This window comes from Paenibacillus assamensis DSM 18201 (assembly GCF_000422445.1).
Lineage (GTDB): Bacteria > Bacillota > Bacilli > Paenibacillales > Paenibacillaceae > Paenibacillus_B > Paenibacillus_B assamensis.
In genome coordinates, this window is sequence record NZ_KE383839.1 from 250,644 (window position 1) to 268,667 (window position 18,024).

Sequence of the window (18,024 nt, forward strand, 5' to 3'; positions counted from 1 at the left end):
GCCTACTAGCTGTTTTTCTTCGGATAACAGACATGCTATGATGGTAGATATACATATTTAATTCAATATAAATTTACTTTATTTAGAATTTTTATAGGAGTGAAGCAAATGGTTCTAAAAGAGAAGACAGCATTGCTTGTAGGTTCAACAGGATTAGTCGGCGGACATTTGCTGCAACTATTGCTCGAACAGACAGCCTATCATAAAGTCAAAACTTTTACACGAAGAAGGATACAGTTGGACCATCCGAAGCTGGAACAGATCGTGGTTGACTTTGATCATTTGGAGCGGTACATCGAACATTTCCAAGTAGACGATGTATACTGCTGTCTTGGTACGACAATCAAGAAGGCAGGCTCAAAAGAAGCATTTCGTAAAGTGGATTTTGAGTATCCGCTAGCATTGGCAAAAATGGCGAAACAGTGTGGAGCGAGCAAGTATGTAATGGTTACTTCCATTGGTGCAGACTCGAATTCAGCCTTTTTCTACAATCAAGTAAAAGGTCAAGTAGAGGAAGAAGTGAGTAAATTAGATTTGCCATCCGTTCATGTATTCCAACCATCGCTATTGCTTGGATCGCGGAGTGAATCACGACCTGGAGAACGTGCAGCCATCATGGTAAGTCCGCTGATTAGGTTAATTGCACGTGGGAGCTGGAGCAAGTATAGACCGATTCAGGGGAAGGATGTTGCTGCGGCCATGTATCGGGTTGGTCAGAGTGAAGCACTAGGGAACCATGTGTATCGGTATGATCAAATGATGGGCAAGTAAGTGCATAATTACATATAGCGGAGGACTTGTTCTATAACGGGAACAAGTCTTTTTTTTGTTGAAAGAGAAGGGGAAGTTATCCAATGTTACCAATAGTAACAATTAATTAATAGTTATGAAACCATGTTGTCATTCATTTGGAGATCAAATTATATATATTCATATCCGGATTGAAAATCGGAGTGAAGAGGTTGTCACATTTGAGTATAGGGGAGAAATCATGGGACAAATTCAACAAGGAAAAACTACACGCAAAAAGTATATGTTCATGCTGCTTATGGCATCTTCATTGGCAATGACAAATGGGTTGAGCATAGCGGCACTCAACGACAATAAACAAAGAGAAACGAGTGCTGATGCAGCAGCGATACAAACGAAAAATCAAACTATCTCCACAGCAAAGTCTGCAACTGTAGCTCCAGCTAAAGTCATAGCTAGCTTCTCCACCAAAATTGCACCAGGCCATGCTGGACGAACTCATAACATTAAGTCGAGTACAAAAGCGCTGAATAACATCGTATTGCAACCAGGAGAATCATTAAACTACAGCGAAGTGGTTCAAAAGACGAAGAAATCCTACGGTTTGAAAAAGGCACCCGTTATTATGAATGGCAAATTCGTTGAAGGATATGGGGGAGGTATATGTCAGACTTCATCAACCCTATACAATGCAGCTCTTCTCAGTGGACTCGAAATTGTAGAGCGGCGTAGTCATTCGCTGCCTGTAGGTTACGTCGCGCTAGGGCGAGATGCGACTTATGCAGACAATAGCGTAGAATTTACAATTCGAAATCATACAGAAGCTGCTATTACGATCCAGACGAAAACGAACAACAGCAAAATTACCATCAGCATCCTTGGTCAAAAAGAAGAAGGAGTCACGTATGAAATAAAAACGAGGGTTCTGAAAAAAATACAGCCTAAGACGGTGTATAAGAGCAGCAGTATTTCACGTTCGAAACAAACAAAAACGATTCAAAAAGGAAAACCTGGCTATGTCGTGGAAACGAAGCGTATTAAGAAAAAAAATGGCGTCGTCGTTGCAGAAGAACTGATGACTAAGTCCAATTATCGCGTTCAAAACACGATAAAAGGCAGTCGGTAAGCCGGGATAATGTAAATACGTTGGTCGTATCTACTCTCCGTATCCACTAGAATAGGGTTGTTTGCATACAGCACAACCTATGCAAACAACCCTATTAGCTGCTATTTTATACGGTTATCTATAGTGATGTTGGTCTCATCTCCTGTTCGTACACGCTCGCATAGAATAACATATGGAGCTTGAGGAAGGGAGCTAGCCGGGTGCGGAACACGCTGGATATTTTTATACACATTCCTAAGACAGGCGGAACCTCATTTAACAGAATCATACAAGATCACTATAGTGCGAACCGGATTGCATTTCTACATGATGACCCAGAATGGTCTCTTGAACGATTAATTGAGAAATGCAAAGATAAAAATCAAAAAATTCAAATTATATCCGGTCATTTTCCATACGGTATTCATGAATGGATTGGCCGTCCTTATCGATATATTACAATTCTTCGTCATCCGGTTGAATTAGTTATTTCTTTATACGACTACATCAAAAGCATCCCTTTGCATCAATATTATCCACTGGTCGTAGATAAAAGTTTGCATGATTTTGTTTCAGAACAGCAATTCGATCTGTTTACTAGCAATCTGCAATCCAAAATATTGGGATTGGCAACGGTATTTCCTCACTTTCCAGCACTTCAAATTGAGATGGGTGTGGAAGATGCGGTATTTCCTGATCAAGCAAGTGTCCAGCAGCATTTGAGACGGCATTTTGCGTGTATTGGTGTGATGGAAAAGTATAAGGAATGTTTGCAACCGATGCGTGATGCGCTCGGCTGGAAGAAGAGTCCTAAGTTATATCGGGAAAACTGTAACCCGAACCGGACTTTCTTAGACACAGTGGACAGGGAAACGCTTGAAAAGATTGCGCGCAAAAATTCATTGGATATACAATTATATTTGACGGTAGTAGAGCGGTGGTATTCATCAAAAGGTCAATAATGCAAGGTTATATGTAAGCAGTAAGGTACGTGTGAGATGTTGGTGTCGTGGAATCCTCCCCATGTTGAATATGATGTATTTTTACTGCTCGGAGAGGATTCTTTAATTTTCACCTACTTAATTATCTACTTCATTGTTTCATTAAAGGGTTACTCCATCAGGTTCAGCTTTTTGCATAGACGATATAAATAATGAGTGCCTCGGAGCTGATCTTTGTTCATCTTATGTAAGTGCTGTAACGAATCATTGGCTATCTTTCTCGCCTGCTCGATATTGTTGTGGTCCAGCCCTTGAAGTGCTTCTTTAATCGTATCTAGGGAGTAAATCGCTGTTCGCAAGGAGCGAATTAACAGTACACGCTTAATATGAGAACGATTATACCTGCGGTATCCATTTTGCGGATCGCGCTCCACTGTTATAAGTCCTTCTTGTTCCCAATGTCGAAGTACAGAAGTAGGTATAGAAGTTTCTTCTGCAATTTCTCCGATTGTCATCCACTTCGTTCTACCTTTTGTATTCCATTCGTCCATTTCCAAATCATCCAATAGTTGAATCGTCTTTTCAGCCATCAATTTGTCTTGATATAAGGATGCTTGACGCTCATTCACGATCCATAGGGCAGCATCCATTTCTTCTGCTTGCAACTTCCTCATGACATCTGCTGTGAGCTGCATGCCGAATCCAGCGGACAAAGCCCGTATACATTCGAAATAAGCGACATGAACTTCCGTATACATCCGATACCCATTAGCTCCACGCTCGATTGGCGGAACAATGCCCCAATCTTCATAATGCCGCAAAGCGCTTGTACTAATATTTAGCTTTCTTGCAATATCGATAGGTCTTAATTTCATCCTACACCTCTTTGGACAAAGTTCTAAGTTGGTCGTCTGATCGTAAACCTAATGCTGAAGTTTTGTCAATCATTCAAATAATCGTTTGATCTTTGGTATGTATTGATATAAGATACATATTAGAATAATCATTTGAATGTATTTATGTGATTGTAATATGCGGATTATCTTCGCAGCATACTATACAGGTTCCTTATAAGGAGTTGATGAAAGTGGGTCAGTTACAAGCAGGCTCCATCGCGCAAACTCAATTAGAGCTTGAGGGTGTACACTGTGCAGGTTGTGTATCCAAGATTGAGAATGGACTTCGACAGATTGAAGGAGTGACGAACTGCAATCTTAACTTTGTTAATCAGACATTAACGATTGAATCTTTGCAATCCGTACCTAAAATTGTGGAAACAGCGAAGCGGGTGATTCGAGATATCGATCCATCCATTAAGGTCAAAGAAAAGATACCTTTACAGGAGATGAAGCTTACCGTCGAAGGGATGGACTGTGCAGGTTGTGTGGCGAAGATTGAAAAAGGAGTAGCGGCGATACCCGGCGTACAATCTGCTCGTGTTAACTTTGTAACGAAGCAACTAACGATTGAGGCTAGTGCTGAACAATTGGAGAGTGCAGCTTCTCAGACGGAGCAATTTATTAGGCAGCTTGATTCCAAATTCACCGTTCAGCGAGAGGGCAGCAACCGTGCAGTGCGGCAATCACCGTCCGCTTCTGAAGGAAAGAGCAAGCTTCCTTATGCAAGGCTCGCAGCATCTATTGGGTTGACCTTTGTGGCAGTATGGGGTGGACTATCCAGCACGATTTCACTGGCATTGTTCTTAGTCGCTTATGTATTGGCAGGTGGAGATGTTCTATATAAAGCACTGCGGAATATTACTCGCGGACGTGTGTTTGATGAGAATTTCTTGATGAGTATTGCTACAATCGGGGCCTTTATTATTGGAGAATACCCTGAGGGCGTAGCAGTTATGATCTTTTATCAAATAGGCGAGCTGTTCCAAAGCATTGCAGTCAATCGTTCTCGCAAATCGATTCGTGCATTGATGGATATTCGTCCTGATTACGCTAACTTGAAAGTAGATGGTGAGCTTCGTAAAGTATCACCGGAAGATGTTCAGATTGGTGATCTTATCGTTATTAAACCTGGCGAGAGAGTGCCGTTGGACGGTAAAGTAATTGACGGCGTATCCATGCTCGATACGTCTGCACTTACAGGCGAATCTATTCCGAGAGAAGTAGAAGCAGACAGTGAAATTCTTAGCGGTTTTATTAATAAAAACGGTGTACTAACCGTAGAAGTATCGAAAGCTTACAAAGATTCAACAGTAGCTAAAATATTGGATTTGGTGCAAAATGCGAGCAGTCGTAAAGCACCAACCGAAAATTATATTACGAAATTCGCGCGCTATTATACACCTGCTGTCGTGATTACAGCAGCACTAATTGCGCTGCTTCCGCCTCTGTTTTTCGCAGGTGAAGCATTTTCAGATTGGTTCTACCGTGCACTTGTATTTCTTGTTATTTCTTGTCCTTGTGCCTTGGTCGTGTCGATACCGTTAGGATTTTTCGGGGGAATTGGTGGAGCTTCCAAAAATGGTATTCTCGTTAAAGGAAGCAACTATCTTGAAGCGTTAAATGATGTGAAGTATGTCGTATTTGATAAAACAGGTACGCTGACGAAGGGGGTATTCGTCGTAACGGATGTGCAGCCTCATGGCGGCATAACCAAGGAACAGCTGATTCGCTATGCTGCTTACGCAGAGGTGTATTCCAATCATCCAATTGCTTCCTCGATTGTGAATGCGTATGGTCAGAGTATCAATAAAGACGAGCTGAAAGATTATGAGGAGATATCCGGACATGGCATATCTGTGAATGTGAGCGGGCAGCATGTGCTAGCTGGAAACGCGAAGTTAATGAAAAGAGAAAGGATCTCGTTTGCTGAACCTGAATCGTTAGGTACGCTTGTACATGTTGCTGTCGATCATCGCTATGCAGGTTATATCGTTATTGCTGATGAAGTGAAGGAGGATGCAGCAGCAGCCATCCAACAATTGAAGTCACTTGGTGTTAAGAAGACGATTATGCTGACAGGTGATGTGAAGCGAGTTGGAGACGCTGTGGGGCAGAAGCTAGGGCTGGATGCAATTTATTCTGAGCTATTGCCGCAGCATAAAGTGGAGCAGTTGGAGCGTATCGATGAACAGAAACTACCGAAGGAAAAAGTTATATTTGTAGGTGATGGAATCAATGATACACCCGTGCTTGCACGAGCAGATGTGGGTATTGCGATGGGTGGATTAGGATCAGATGCTGCGATTGAAGCGGCAGATATCGTCATTATGACGGATGAGCCATCTAAAATTCCAGCAGCTATTCGGATGGCGAAGCGCACGAGAAAGATCGTATACCAAAATATATTTTTTGCCTTAGGTGTAAAGGCGCTGTTCCTACTGTTAGGCGCATTTGGCATCGCAACGATGTGGGAAGCGGTATTTGCTGATGTTGGTGTTACGTTGTTAGCCGTATTAAACGCAATGCGTGCGATGAAGCCGATTTGATGCAGGCTGAAGGTACCTCAATTTTCACTACATGGGAACTGTCCTATTTACGGGTTACAGTTCACACAGTGGAAATTGAGGTATTATTTTTAAACAGCATGATCTCAAATAAGAATAAAAGTTAGGCGAAACTCACAAAGTAGCAATGTGAGGATAGGGACAAACTCTGCAAACGCACAGTCATGAGCGTTTACAAAGACTTCTCACTGTCTCGTTCGCTTACACGCTTCTCGATTAATGATAATCCTTCATAAATATGAAGTACATATTTCAGTGACTTCATCAACCCAACAAGGATGAACAGGAAAGCATAGGTCGCCACTTCATCCACATTCTCCGTCATGAACCCCTCAATAATCTCATACAAACCCGTACCAATAAACAAAACAGCTGCTACAAGCTCAAAATAGTGATTTTCCAACTTCGTAAACCATCTGGGAAGCTTATTCTGATTGCGGTTGGCTTCTGCCAAATGGTGTACCCCTGAATATATAAGCGGAAGCGTCTTCACTACAAGTAAAAAGCCGTACAGCATCAATCCGTGATGAATGTCTACATCATTCTGAGACCATTCATAAAACACACTGTGCTCTGCTTCTAAAAGGGCGGTTACGATATAGATAACACCGATGACACACTCAGTTAAGGCGTGAGAAGTAACACGATGTAGGGAATGAAGCCAGCGATTTAATTGCGATTCGCTAGTACTGGCTTTGTGCAGATGATGAATGCCGCTGATGAAGAGGGGGAGTATTTTCAGGACATTCCATATCCCGAACAGCAGTAAGCCATGATGAACGCCAAGCTGATTGATTTGTTCAAGTTCAAGGATAGCTGTCATAATAAAGCTAATGCCTACGATGACAGACATGAAGGGATGATGAAGAATGTGATGTAAGAGGAGAGTCCCTTGTTTGGTCATCTATGCACCTTCCTTATAAAAAAGCCCCCTCTTTTGCAAAAGGGGACATTCCGTATCGTTTACACAAATGTAGCTGAATCAGCGAAATGATTGTTTTCAAATTTGCTGCTAATTGCAGCATTGGCACCTGAAATGGTGATTTTACAGCTGCTGGATAGCTTCTGGAACTCAAAAATGATGGTACGAATACCGGTATCATCCGCATCTTTAAGACTGGAAACATCCAGTGTTACGGCTGCGGGCTGACTGTTTAGCAACTCATCTAAAGCTCTTTTGAGCGATGGAAGTGATGGCTGATCGATTTCACCTGCTAAATAAAGTGTCGAACGCTGACTATTAACATCTAGACGGGTTAATAATCGTTGAGCAGCGTCAACAGGGGTTAGTGTGACACATACTTTCACATTATGCTTCACATCCGGAAGCTCAATGGTTAGTGCTTCTGCATCGAACGTATCATATGCTTTTCCATCGATTGTTACGGCTGCAATTTGAACGCTGCCTGCTGGCAAAATGTCTGGCTGCACGCGGAGAATTCGATGTTCAATTCCTGCTGGGTTCGGCTTGAAGAAGAACTGCATCGGCTGCTTTGTTACAAGCAAGTTACTGTATACACTGGCCAAATACGTTAACTCAAAGGAATGATAACCGCTCATGGAATGGCTGCCTTTGTTTCTTTCCGTACCAAGCAAATAAGGGAGGCCGTTCGCAAGTACGTTAAAGTATACGCCACCAGACTCATGATCTAGGAACCAAGCGTTATAGAACGAAGAAGACTCTCGGGCTAGCTTCAAGTATTGGTCTTTATTTAAAATACCGGCTAGTATCAGGTAAGCCAAAATGCCCTGTTCTTGCTGCCACCAAGCTTTGCGGTCATGCCATGCAAATCGGTGGTAGGTCTCGCCTTCAGCCAATGTTCTTTCGACTACGTCATACCAACCGCCGCGCTGCTGATCGCCTCCCGCTTCTGGCATAAGCTCAGCAATCTTTTCCGCCAAGGCGACATATTCATCTTTGTCGAACATATTGTGCATCCGCATCAGGTTCCAAGCAATCTTGAGGTTATGGCCGACGACAGCGCGATTTTGCTGCCAGCCCCATGTCTGGTCATGGCTCCAGTCTTCATGGAATTTTTCTTGTACAAACAGACTGTTCGCGTAATCAGGAAAATACTTCGTAATCGTATCGGCTGTATACTCCAGCATTTGTTTATAACGCTCATCATCGGTTGCGAGTACAAGATTAATCAGATAGGCAGGTGCATGATCGCCTACGGAGTTCCAATTTTTCCGCGCGCGGTTGTGGCCTAACGTTTCATTTCTCGGATCGAAGTTGACTGGATCAATATGAGAGAAATAGCCTTCGCGCTCTTTATCCAAATAGTATTTATCAAATAAGTTAATCGTCTTCTCGATAATGTTCAGAATTTGCGGATTGCCTGTAATCCGATACGTTTGAGTCGGACCTGCCAACGCATAGATTTGCTCATAAGCAGGAATTGCATCGTAATCATCACCAAACTCGGAAGCGAATATTTTCTTCTCTTTGTCTGGGGTCTGATCCAGAGCGTGATACCAAAATGCTGTATTATCATCGGGTTTGATGTTACACAGATGGTTAATCAAGTAGTCGGTTCCTTTGTCTGCCGCTTCTAAATAACGTTCTTCACCCGTCATCATGTAGGCCGTTGCAAATCCGTAAACGAGCCTAGAGATGGTATCCGTCTCTTGCCGAACATTTGTTGTATGCTGGCCCTCCAAGTTAAGCGAGGTGCGGTAATTTTTATAATCAATTTCATCAGAGCCGAACTGTGCGTGCAAATAAAAATCCCCAAGCTCTTTAATTTGCTGAATCCACCAATCCTGCTGTTCAAAACGGTATTCATGGGCATCATTTCCGACAAATACGATATGTTTGGCTTCAAATGACAAACTGTCGTTAGGGCCGTCCGTATAAAAGATGCCGTAAGCGTACAAGTAGCGTCCTTTTTCAATTTTATTTCTTAGCTCGTTAGTATGGTCTAAGAAGGGTTCACCTAGATTGCGGATCAGCTCTGCATATACGTTTGCGGAGAGTTTCACATTGAACGAGCGTCCATCGGACGTTTCCAACGTAAATACGTCATCTTTCAACTCCGTACTTGTGACATAGCCTGCAATTAGATCAGAAAACGTGAATTTAGGATTTTTCATATAAAACCTCCTATATCTTTTCAAGCGTTAGTAGTAGGACGCTATGATACTGCACTTCAACTTGTTGTTCCTGTAAGATCTCGCCATCTGCATGCAGGAAAGAAGAATCGCTGTACACTTTCCACGCACTTCCTGCTGGGGCAGGAGGGACTTCAAATGTCAACCGCTGCTGTTCCATATTGAGCGCTACATATAGATCGGGCTCATCTGACACAAAGGAACCAAGTGTAAATGCCAACACGCGTGATGACGGATTGTTCCAACCCGGACTGTACAGCTTGCAGCCATGCCAATCTAAATCTTTGTATCCTCGTTCATTGACAGCTCCAGTAAAGAACGTCTTTCTCCGCAGACTCTTCACTGATTTACGAAGGTTTATCAGTTTTTTGCAGAAATGAATGAGATTCTCGTTCGACTCAGTGAGGCTCCAGTCGATCCAACTGATCTCATTATCCTGACAATAGGCATTGTTATTGCCATACTGGGTATTTCCCATTTCATCGCCAGCTAGCAGCATAGGAATACCTTGAGAAATCAGGAGGATCGATATGAAGTTTCTAATTTGCTGCAAACGAAAAGCTTGAATCCCTTCGTCCGAAGTGTCGCCTTCATAACCATAGTTGGAGCTGTAGTTCTCATTGATTCCGTCCTGATTGGATTCTCCATTTGCCCAATTATGCTTCTCGTTGTATGTTACAAGGTCCATCATCGTGAAGCCGTCATGGCAAGTAATAAAATTTAAGCTATTGGTAGGTCCGTGCAGGTGGTGGTTATACAAATCCGAGCTGCCAGAAATACGGGTTGCGACGTCATTCACCATGCCAGCGTCGCCGCGTACAAATCTGCGGATGTCGTCGCGGTAGCGCCCGTTCCATTCTGCCCAGCTGTAGCCTGGAAAGGAGCCGATCTGATATAGGCCTGCTGCATCCCATGCCTCTGTAAACAGCTTCGTATTGGCAAGGGAGTCACTAAGCTCAATGTTCCACAAAACAGGGGGGTGTTGAGTTGGAATACCATTTTCATCACGGGTCAATACGGAGCCTTCATCGAATCGGAATCCGTCGACATGCATTTCTTTGACCCAGAATTCTAGACTGTCGAGAATGAGCTTCTCAACTACGGGATGATTAACGTTGAAGGTGTTGCCACAGCCGGTGTAGTCCATATAGTAGTATTTATTTTGCGAGGAGAGGTAGTAGTAGGTAAGATTGTCGAAGCCTTTGAAGCTAATAGTAGGACCTTCATGGTTGCCTTCGTTCGTGTGATTGTAGACAACATCGAGAATAACTTCTATTCCTGCTCGATGCAGCGCCTTGACCATGTCACGAAACTCATTAATATGCGAGCCAAGCTGTGGGTCTACGCAATATCTAGAGTCCGGTGAAAAATATCCAATTGTACTGTAACCCCAATAATTGCAGAGCTCATGTCCGTCAACAACACGAACCATTTCTTTATCATCGAATTCAAATACAGGCAGCAGCTCTACCGCGGTTATACCTAGTTGCTGAAGATAGGGTATTTTCTCAATTACACTGCGGAATGTACCCGGATGTGTGACTTTGGAGGTAGGTGAGGCGGTGAAGCCCCTAACGTGCATTTCATAAATGATACAATCTTGAATCGGACGCTGTAGCGGTTTATCGCCTTCCCAATCGTAATTCCGGTAATCGATGACAACGCTGCGCATAGAAGTATGTAAATTATCTTCAGCATGGCAGGCGTCTACTCGTTCCCACAACGTATCAGAGTTTCCTTTTGCATAGGGGTCAATCAGCACTTTATTGGAATTATAGCGCAATCCCGCTTCGGGGAGGTTCGGACCATCCACTCGATAGGCGTACTGAGCTCCGGACTTAAGATTCTCAACAAAGACGTGCCAGAAGCAAGATGTTCGGTTCGTTGTTGGGTCTAAGTGGATTTCCTGAATGGGCTCCAAGTCACCGTCTTGCTGAAATAGGAGCAGCGTTACTGATGTGGCATGTTCGGAATAGATAGAGAAATTGACGCCGTCGTTGGTGACGGTTGAACCTAGCGGATGAGCATTTCCTGCACGAACACGATAGGGAAGGGTAACTATGGTGTTCAACTCGCTTTTCATGGCGAAATTACGCTTCCTTGGTGGTGTAAGATGCTGCTTGCGAACTTTTCAACAAATTCATTAACCACTTCCGGGTGCTTGCCGGTAATGAGGTGACCCTCTTGTATAAGCTCACTTGTCTGATTGCCGTCGAATACGACGTTTGCACCTGCATTCTGCACATCGTACAAAATGTTATGGGAACAGGTGACGCTTCTTCCTTGCAATAAGGCAGGGTCCGCACAAAACAACCATAGACTGTGACAAATCGTACCGACAAAAAGTTCCTTCTCATCCATGGCCTTAACGGCCTCACGGAGAAATTGTACAGCAGGTGCTTGATTACTCTGCCCTTGAACAGGGTTCGCTTCATAGCGGAGTCGGTCCATTGCATAGCCGCCAATAAGGATTATTCCGTCATAATCAGTTGGCTTGCGCGTGGACACATCGACTTGTACGGCAACTTGGCTCGTCATGTCATTGCCTGTAAAAATGAGCTGCTCGTTCCCCCACAGATTGCTGATGTACTCGACCTCAAAGCCTTGCGATGGAAAATAAGTATTGAATACTCGGAATTCGGTTTCGTCATAATGGGACTCGATAAGTACTCCGATCTTGCCTTTACCTTCACCTTCAGCGTGGTAAAAACCAGGTTGCGCATTATTGGTGTTAATGGTTCTCAGCTCCTCTCATGGATAGAACAGCCCGTGCCAATGGAATAGGCCAAAGGTTGCGTATGCTTGTGTGAAGATCTGAAAAAAGATGCAAGCCCACTAAGTCAGAAGACGGAGGGTGGGAGGGAAATGTAGCAAATATGTCTAACTAGGGACCTATAATTCCAACTAATGGATATACGGGTAATACCTCTTTCCAAAAGTCTGCGGGCAAAATTACTGTTCAAGTATATTCTAGACAGTGCTGATTAGAACGGTGTGTTTAAAGGGGAATCACTGCCAAGCATAAGCATTTCTTGCTTATTAGAAGTGAATTGAAATAGTCTTTCAAATTCGCATATCGACATACGAATGTTGAAGAAGGTGTGCAACAAACGGACACATAATTTAACAAATAAATACAAAAAACCTATCCGTTACACGCAAGGGTGCAGGATAGGGTTAATGTGTTCATTCCTGTTTATTTCATATTTTTCTTGAACAAAGGTGGGACTTGCATGTATGTGACTGCGCGCCACAACCATTCCATCGGACCGATTTTGAACAATCGCAGCCAAGCCATGCTGAACAGGATCAGAATAAGATGGATCGCGAAACAAACGTAAAACGTCTGCATATACGTGGTCGTGCCGGATTGTTGAAGCCACTGAGCAGCTAGCAAAATAAGAACAGTTTGGCTTAAATAGTTCGTTAACGCCATACGGCCATAATACTTTAAAGGTGCCAGTAACGTTTGAACCGCTTTCAGCTGCAGTAAGAGTATCAATATACCTATAAATGATGCCGATACGATGGGACCAATCATGATACCAATATTTAAAAATTGATTCACCTGTATGAGGAAAGGATCGAGAACGCCTCCTAACAGGTAGGGGAAGAAGGGCTTGCTTGGCAGGTATTGAACCTGGTACCATAGGCCCACAGCAGAGAGCATCAGCATGATGATCGTAAATCCCCAAATATGCTTGTGTAAGCTAGAAAGTCGCTCAAAAACCCGATATTGGCCAACAGCGAGTCCTAACAAAATCAACGGAAACGTTAGTAATAACTTATTGCCCAAGTAGCTGAATACGATAATGCCAGCAAGGGCAATTAGTAAATTGATGTGCTTAGGCAGCTTGTAAAAAGGAATGAGAAGCAGCCCGCAAATTGCATATAACGCTAAAGCTTCACCAGGCTGAAACATTTGATGAATAAAGCCAATTGCTAATAATGCGACGATACGACGAAGGAACAAGATGTAACCGTTGTTGCCTTTTGCTAATGCACGAGTCATAAAAATATAGAAGCCAATTCCGAATAAAAACGAGAATATCGAGTAGAAACGTCCTTCAACAAATAAATAAAGAAAGCGTTGATATGCTGCATCCTGCGAGTTCAAGGCAGGCAGTTCAGGGGACATCATACTGATGATATTCATAAAAATAATGCCGAGTAATGCAAATCCACGCAAATAATCAAGGATATCAATCCTTTGTTGTAATTGTGTTTTTTCCATAAGACAACTCCTTACCTAACATGTACGACTTGGCTTATTATAGTAGGTTAGTGTTATCCTTCCCATTGATTTTACTTTCAGTAGTGTGACAAGCTTGTAAGAAAGCAAAAAGAGAGCGCGTAACGTACAGTGAATCGTACAAGACGTTCTTTTTTTTTAGTTGGATTATATCGCAAAATATGCCGATAATTTTGATCTGTTAAGTAAATTTAATATGTCACTATGTATGGAATTATGTATTAAAAAGTTATCAAAGTCTATAGTTACAATGTTTTTATCGTAAAAAAAGCGTACGTTTATACATTTTTGTGTCATTAATATTAAGATTTGATTAAATATCGATTTTCGAGCAAAATGGATCAAGAGGAAGAAAATGCCTGAAAAAATAGGATGTATTCGTTTTCTTTAAAATTAATGCGGTTTTACTTTCTGGAATCAAAAAAGTAGTTTGATAGTAGTAGTGGAAATTACCTAATTGTTGGTAGAGAGAGGTGAACGAGCCTACAACAAGCAGATACAGCACGTATGGTTATCGTTTTATCGTAAAAAATAGAGAAGAGGAGTGAGAGATTTGTCATATTTTCTTTATGTAACGACGATTACCTTTTTAATCTTTCAAATTTTGTATACATTCATTCCCCTTTTTGCAAGCAAAGTGAAGAAATTGAAGCCTAAGCTTGCAGAAAAGTCGATATCAGTACTCGTGCCTGCCTATAACGAGGAGCTTACGATCAAGAACTGTATCGATGCGGCACAAGGAATACGTTATAAAAACTATGAGCTTATCATTATTAATGATGGTTCAACAGATGGAACGTTATCGAGGCTCGATGAGTTGTTGGATCTGCAAATATACCGTCGTAAAGCAGACGAGCGGCTAGCCTATCAGCCGATTAAACAATTGTATCGGTCGAAGAAACACCGCAATATATATGTCATTGACAAACATAATGGCGGTAAAGCGGATTCCCTAAATGCAGGGATTGATTGTGCCCATGCTGATATCGTTATTACGCTGGATGCTGACAGCATGTTAGAAGTAAACTCTCTTAAATATGTGAATCAGTACTTTCATGATCCGGAAGTTGTCGCTGTAGGGGGCACCGTGAAAATTGTACAAGGTGCAGAGAAAAAGAACGGTGTCATTTTCGAGAAGTTTACAGGAAAAGGCATCATTAAAAGTCAAATTATTAGCTACATTCATGGTTTCTATGTAAGAAAGTTAACACAATCCGCCTTTAACTCAATCGTCGTCATCTCCGGCGCATTCGGTGCCTTTTATAAGGATCTGTTAATGGAAGTCAATGGATTCCGCAGTACGGTAGGAGAAGACATTGATATAACTCTTAAAATTCACGAATATTTGAAAGCTAAAAACCTCAAGAAACGACTCGTCTATGCACCTGAAGCGGTGTGCTATACCGAATGCCCTGAAAATATTAAAAACTTCTATAAGCAAAGAATTAGATGGCAGAAAGCTTTTATCGATTGCATCTTAATTTATTGGTCCAAGCTGTCTCAGAAGTTCAGCTTTGGCGTAAGTATCTTTTTCGCTATCGATGGGTTTATTTTAGGAACCCTAACGGCATTTACAACGATCTTCTTTATTCTACAAACGCTGCTTATTGGCGGTAATTTATTGGTCGCTTTCTTATTGTTCTTCATGTCTATATTTGTTAATGCGATTCAAATCATAATCTCGCTATATTTATGCAAAAAATATGGCAGCAATTATACGTGGAAAGATTACATTCATATGTTTATATTCAGCCAGCTTGAAATCTTTACGTACCGCAATATATTAACATACTTAACAATCGTTGGGACGTTCAAATACTTCGACAATGACGAAGGATGGGGCTATGTAGAGCGCAAAGGTGTTGCTTCTATTAGCTAAAGTACCGGCATTAGAGTCTGCTACGAACAACTAGGAGGAAAGTACAATGGAGCCCGCTGCAAAACCGAATCGAATTATTCATATAGATATACTCCGTATTTTATCAATTGTTGCGGTTATCGCGCTGCACACGACAGCAGATGTATTAATACGCTCTACGGACTTTAATTCAGCATCATGGTGGATTAGCAATGTATTAAACTCGATAGCCCGTTTCGCTGTGCCTGTGTTTTTCATGATCAGTGGTGCGATGATGCTTAAGGTTCACGTCACGTCCTATCGTTCTTTTTACATAAAAAGAATCTTGCCACTATTTATCCCTTTGCTATGCTGGTCAATCATTTATGATTTGTATACTCAATTTTACATCTTACAAGTTCAGACAGGACTGTGGGAATATGTAACGGGGTTTGCGTATCGATTCATTACGGAGCGTAATTATGTTCACCTCTGGTTTCTTTATGCCATTATAGCCATCTATATGACGGTCCCATTAATAAGTAAACTGGTAAAAGTGTGCAGCGAGAAAGATTTGAGATATTTCATCATAGGGTGGTTCTCGATCAGTGTTGTTTATCCGTTTGTCGCAGAAATTGCGCTTCGGGTGACAGGCCAGCCCATATACATTCCAATTATGAATAAAATTCATCTGTTTTCGGGTTTCCTCGGATATTTTGTCCTCGGTTACTACTTATTCCATTATGATCTGCCTCAGCGGGTAAAACATGTGTTGTTTAATATCGGTGTTGCCTCCTTTTTTATTACTCCAATCGCAACTTATTTTGTATCTCAGTACAAAGGTTCGCTGGATGAATTGTTTTATGGCAACTTTTCAATAACGACCTTCTTTATGGCCGTGGCGGTCTATCTATACTATCAAAATAAGGAGACCTCAATGAATGAGAAGCTCAATCATAAAATTCAGGCGGTCATCGGTTCTTTATCCAAAGCAAGCTTTAGTATTTACTTAATCCACTTGCTCGTAGAATTGGCCATTTCTAGAAGAGTCGAAGTGGATGCTTCTTTCTTGCGAGTAGGTGCCAGCTTGTTATTTAATGTTGTCGCTATATTCCTAATCAGTTACGTAACTGTAAAAGTCCTGCATCTCAATAAATATGTAACCAAGCTGCTATTTGGTGGAAAAGGGTGATTAAGCATGAAGGTTAGTATTTTTACGAAAATATTTATTGCCCTATTAATAGTTGGGATGAGTACTTACATGTATATGACTAACACGAAAGATGAAAAGGTGACTGCGGCTTATATCCCGATTTATAAGACGATTGATGAATCACAGTTAGATTATCTCGACATCGCGTACATCTCCTTTGCGAATATTGATAAAAATGAAATTTATTTTAGCAAAGACAAAGCGGCTGACGAGGAGATAAAAAACACAATTAAAAGATGGAAGCAGGAACATCAAAAGACACGATTTGTGCTTGGAGTAGGCGGTTATGCGGTTGATGGCTTCTCTGACGCAGCGCTCGACGAGAACCGAGATGAGTTTACCGATAATATTATTAACATGGTTAGGGAGCTAGGACTTGATGGGGTCGAAATAGACTGGGAGTACCCAGCGTACGATGCATGGAATACGCAGAAGGCGCGTGACATTGATACGGTGAACTTTACAAGTCTGATGAAAGAACTCAGAGAGAAGTTGGACAAGCTTCCAAAGAAAAATAAAAACTACTTGCTCAGCTATGCAGCTGGTACACAAGAATGGTACTTTACCAATGTAGAAGTTAAAAAGGTAGAGCCCTATATCGACTATATCAATGTGATGAGCTATGACTTAACGGGAGAATGGTCGGATACTACTGCTCATAATGCGAATCTCTACGTCGATTCCAAAGGCATCGCAACGAACAGCATCGATGAAGTTATGAACCGTTATTTATCCCGTCAAATTGACAGCAAGAAAATACTGATGGGTATTCCAGCGTATTCCTACGGATGGAAAAATGTACACCGGGATAAGGAAAAACAGTTGCAGGGGCTATATACAGTTGGGGATTCAATTGATATCGACAAGTTTGATATTAGTTATAAAACACTTGTGTCCACGTTTATGGATAAGCAAGGGTTTAAGCGTTACTATGACGATAAAGCCAAAGCAGCTTACTTGTACAACGGCGATATTTTCATCACGTACGAGGATCAACAAGCATTGGAAGCAAAAGTGAAATACATTCAAGAGAAAAACTTAGGCGGCGCGATGGTATGGGAATATTCGCATGATGCCAAAGACGGAATTATGAAATACTTATTTGAACACTTAGATTAAAATGTGAAGAATGGTTGAACATTAGTGGCTGTTTCCTTGTAAGGGAATGGCCACTATCTTTACTAGACGTGGACTTTCGGGGTTTAGCGCTACGTGAAAAGGATAGGTGGAATGCTTGATCATATGCTCCAACTGATATATGCTCTAGGAGCATTCTAATCATGGGACATGGACATGGGGCTTGATCACGATTATAGGGTGCTCCACAGCTAGAATTACATAGTGAACTT

Annotated in this window: 13 protein-coding genes; 7 read left to right on the forward strand and 6 right to left on the reverse strand. The window is 41.9% G+C overall.

The annotated features are described in order from the left end of the window. The first annotated feature begins 108 nt into the window (after nucleotides 1-108). From H580_RS0121225 to H580_RS0121235, 3 genes are all read left to right on the forward strand, one after another. Nucleotides 109-771: an oxidoreductase gene (locus tag H580_RS0121225; RefSeq protein WP_036605605.1), complete on the forward strand. Its 663-nt coding sequence runs from the start codon at nucleotides 109-111 to the stop codon at nucleotides 769-771. Nucleotides 772-991: 220 nt separating this feature from the next. After that, the gene (locus H580_RS25075) at nucleotides 992-1,876 is read left to right on the forward strand and encodes a VanW family protein (RefSeq protein WP_051217629.1); all 885 of its coding nucleotides are present in this window, start codon (nucleotides 992-994) and stop codon (nucleotides 1,874-1,876) included. Nucleotides 1,877-2,076: 200 nt separating this feature from the next. Continuing rightward, complete coding sequence (locus H580_RS0121235; protein ID WP_028596573.1) at nucleotides 2,077-2,817, forward strand: sulfotransferase family 2 domain-containing protein; 741 nt, start codon at nucleotides 2,077-2,079, stop codon at nucleotides 2,815-2,817. A 149-nt stretch (nucleotides 2,818-2,966) separates the two neighbouring features. Here H580_RS0121235 and H580_RS0121240 read toward each other — a convergent pair whose 3' ends face one another. Then, complete coding sequence (locus H580_RS0121240) at nucleotides 2,967-3,671, reverse strand: MerR family transcriptional regulator (RefSeq protein WP_028596574.1); 705 nt, start codon at nucleotides 3,669-3,671, stop codon at nucleotides 2,967-2,969. A gap of 212 nt (nucleotides 3,672-3,883) precedes the next feature. Between H580_RS0121240 and H580_RS0121245 the strand changes: the two genes are divergently transcribed. Next, the gene (locus H580_RS0121245) at nucleotides 3,884-6,241 is read left to right on the forward strand and encodes a heavy metal translocating P-type ATPase (protein ID WP_245583615.1); all 2,358 of its coding nucleotides are present in this window, start codon (nucleotides 3,884-3,886) and stop codon (nucleotides 6,239-6,241) included. 190 nt (nucleotides 6,242-6,431) lie between these two features. Here H580_RS0121245 and H580_RS0121250 read toward each other — a convergent pair whose 3' ends face one another. The 5 genes from H580_RS0121250 to H580_RS0121270 form a co-directional block, all read right to left on the reverse strand. Next, on the reverse strand, nucleotides 6,432-7,163 hold the full coding sequence (locus tag H580_RS0121250) for a hypothetical protein (RefSeq protein WP_028596576.1): 732 nt from the start codon (nucleotides 7,161-7,163) through the stop codon (nucleotides 6,432-6,434). A gap of 59 nt (nucleotides 7,164-7,222) precedes the next feature. Next, nucleotides 7,223-9,355: an AGE family epimerase/isomerase gene (locus H580_RS25080; protein ID WP_051217630.1), complete on the reverse strand. Its 2,133-nt coding sequence runs from the start codon at nucleotides 9,353-9,355 to the stop codon at nucleotides 7,223-7,225. 10 nt (nucleotides 9,356-9,365) lie between these two features. Further along, nucleotides 9,366-11,456 (reverse strand): glycogen debranching protein GlgX, encoded by a 2,091-nt coding sequence (glgX, locus tag H580_RS0121260; RefSeq protein ID WP_036605607.1) that lies wholly within the window; start codon nucleotides 11,454-11,456, stop codon nucleotides 9,366-9,368. Beyond that, nucleotides 11,453-12,118, reverse strand: coding sequence for a DJ-1/PfpI family protein (locus tag H580_RS0121265; protein ID WP_211224431.1), 666 nt, complete (start codon nucleotides 12,116-12,118; stop codon nucleotides 11,453-11,455). The genes glgX and H580_RS0121265 overlap by 4 nt, the downstream gene beginning before the upstream one ends. A gap of 451 nt (nucleotides 12,119-12,569) precedes the next feature. Then, complete coding sequence (locus H580_RS0121270) at nucleotides 12,570-13,607, reverse strand: DUF418 domain-containing protein (RefSeq protein ID WP_028596579.1); 1,038 nt, start codon at nucleotides 13,605-13,607, stop codon at nucleotides 12,570-12,572. A gap of 571 nt (nucleotides 13,608-14,178) precedes the next feature. Between H580_RS0121270 and H580_RS0121275 the strand changes: the two genes are divergently transcribed. The 3 genes from H580_RS0121275 to H580_RS0121285 are packed head-to-tail and all read left to right on the forward strand — an operon-like array spanning nucleotide 14,179 to nucleotide 17,794. Next, nucleotides 14,179-15,504, forward strand: coding sequence for a glycosyltransferase family 2 protein (locus H580_RS0121275; RefSeq protein WP_028596580.1), 1,326 nt, complete (start codon nucleotides 14,179-14,181; stop codon nucleotides 15,502-15,504). A gap of 46 nt (nucleotides 15,505-15,550) precedes the next feature. Continuing rightward, nucleotides 15,551-16,654 carry an acyltransferase gene (locus H580_RS0121280; protein ID WP_028596581.1) on the forward strand — a complete coding sequence of 368 codons (1,104 nt, stop codon included), beginning with the start codon at nucleotides 15,551-15,553 and terminating at the stop codon, nucleotides 16,652-16,654. A gap of 6 nt (nucleotides 16,655-16,660) precedes the next feature. Then, complete coding sequence (locus tag H580_RS0121285) at nucleotides 16,661-17,794, forward strand: glycoside hydrolase family 18 protein (protein WP_028596582.1); 1,134 nt, start codon at nucleotides 16,661-16,663, stop codon at nucleotides 17,792-17,794. The last annotated feature ends 230 nt before the right edge of the window (nucleotides 17,795-18,024 follow it).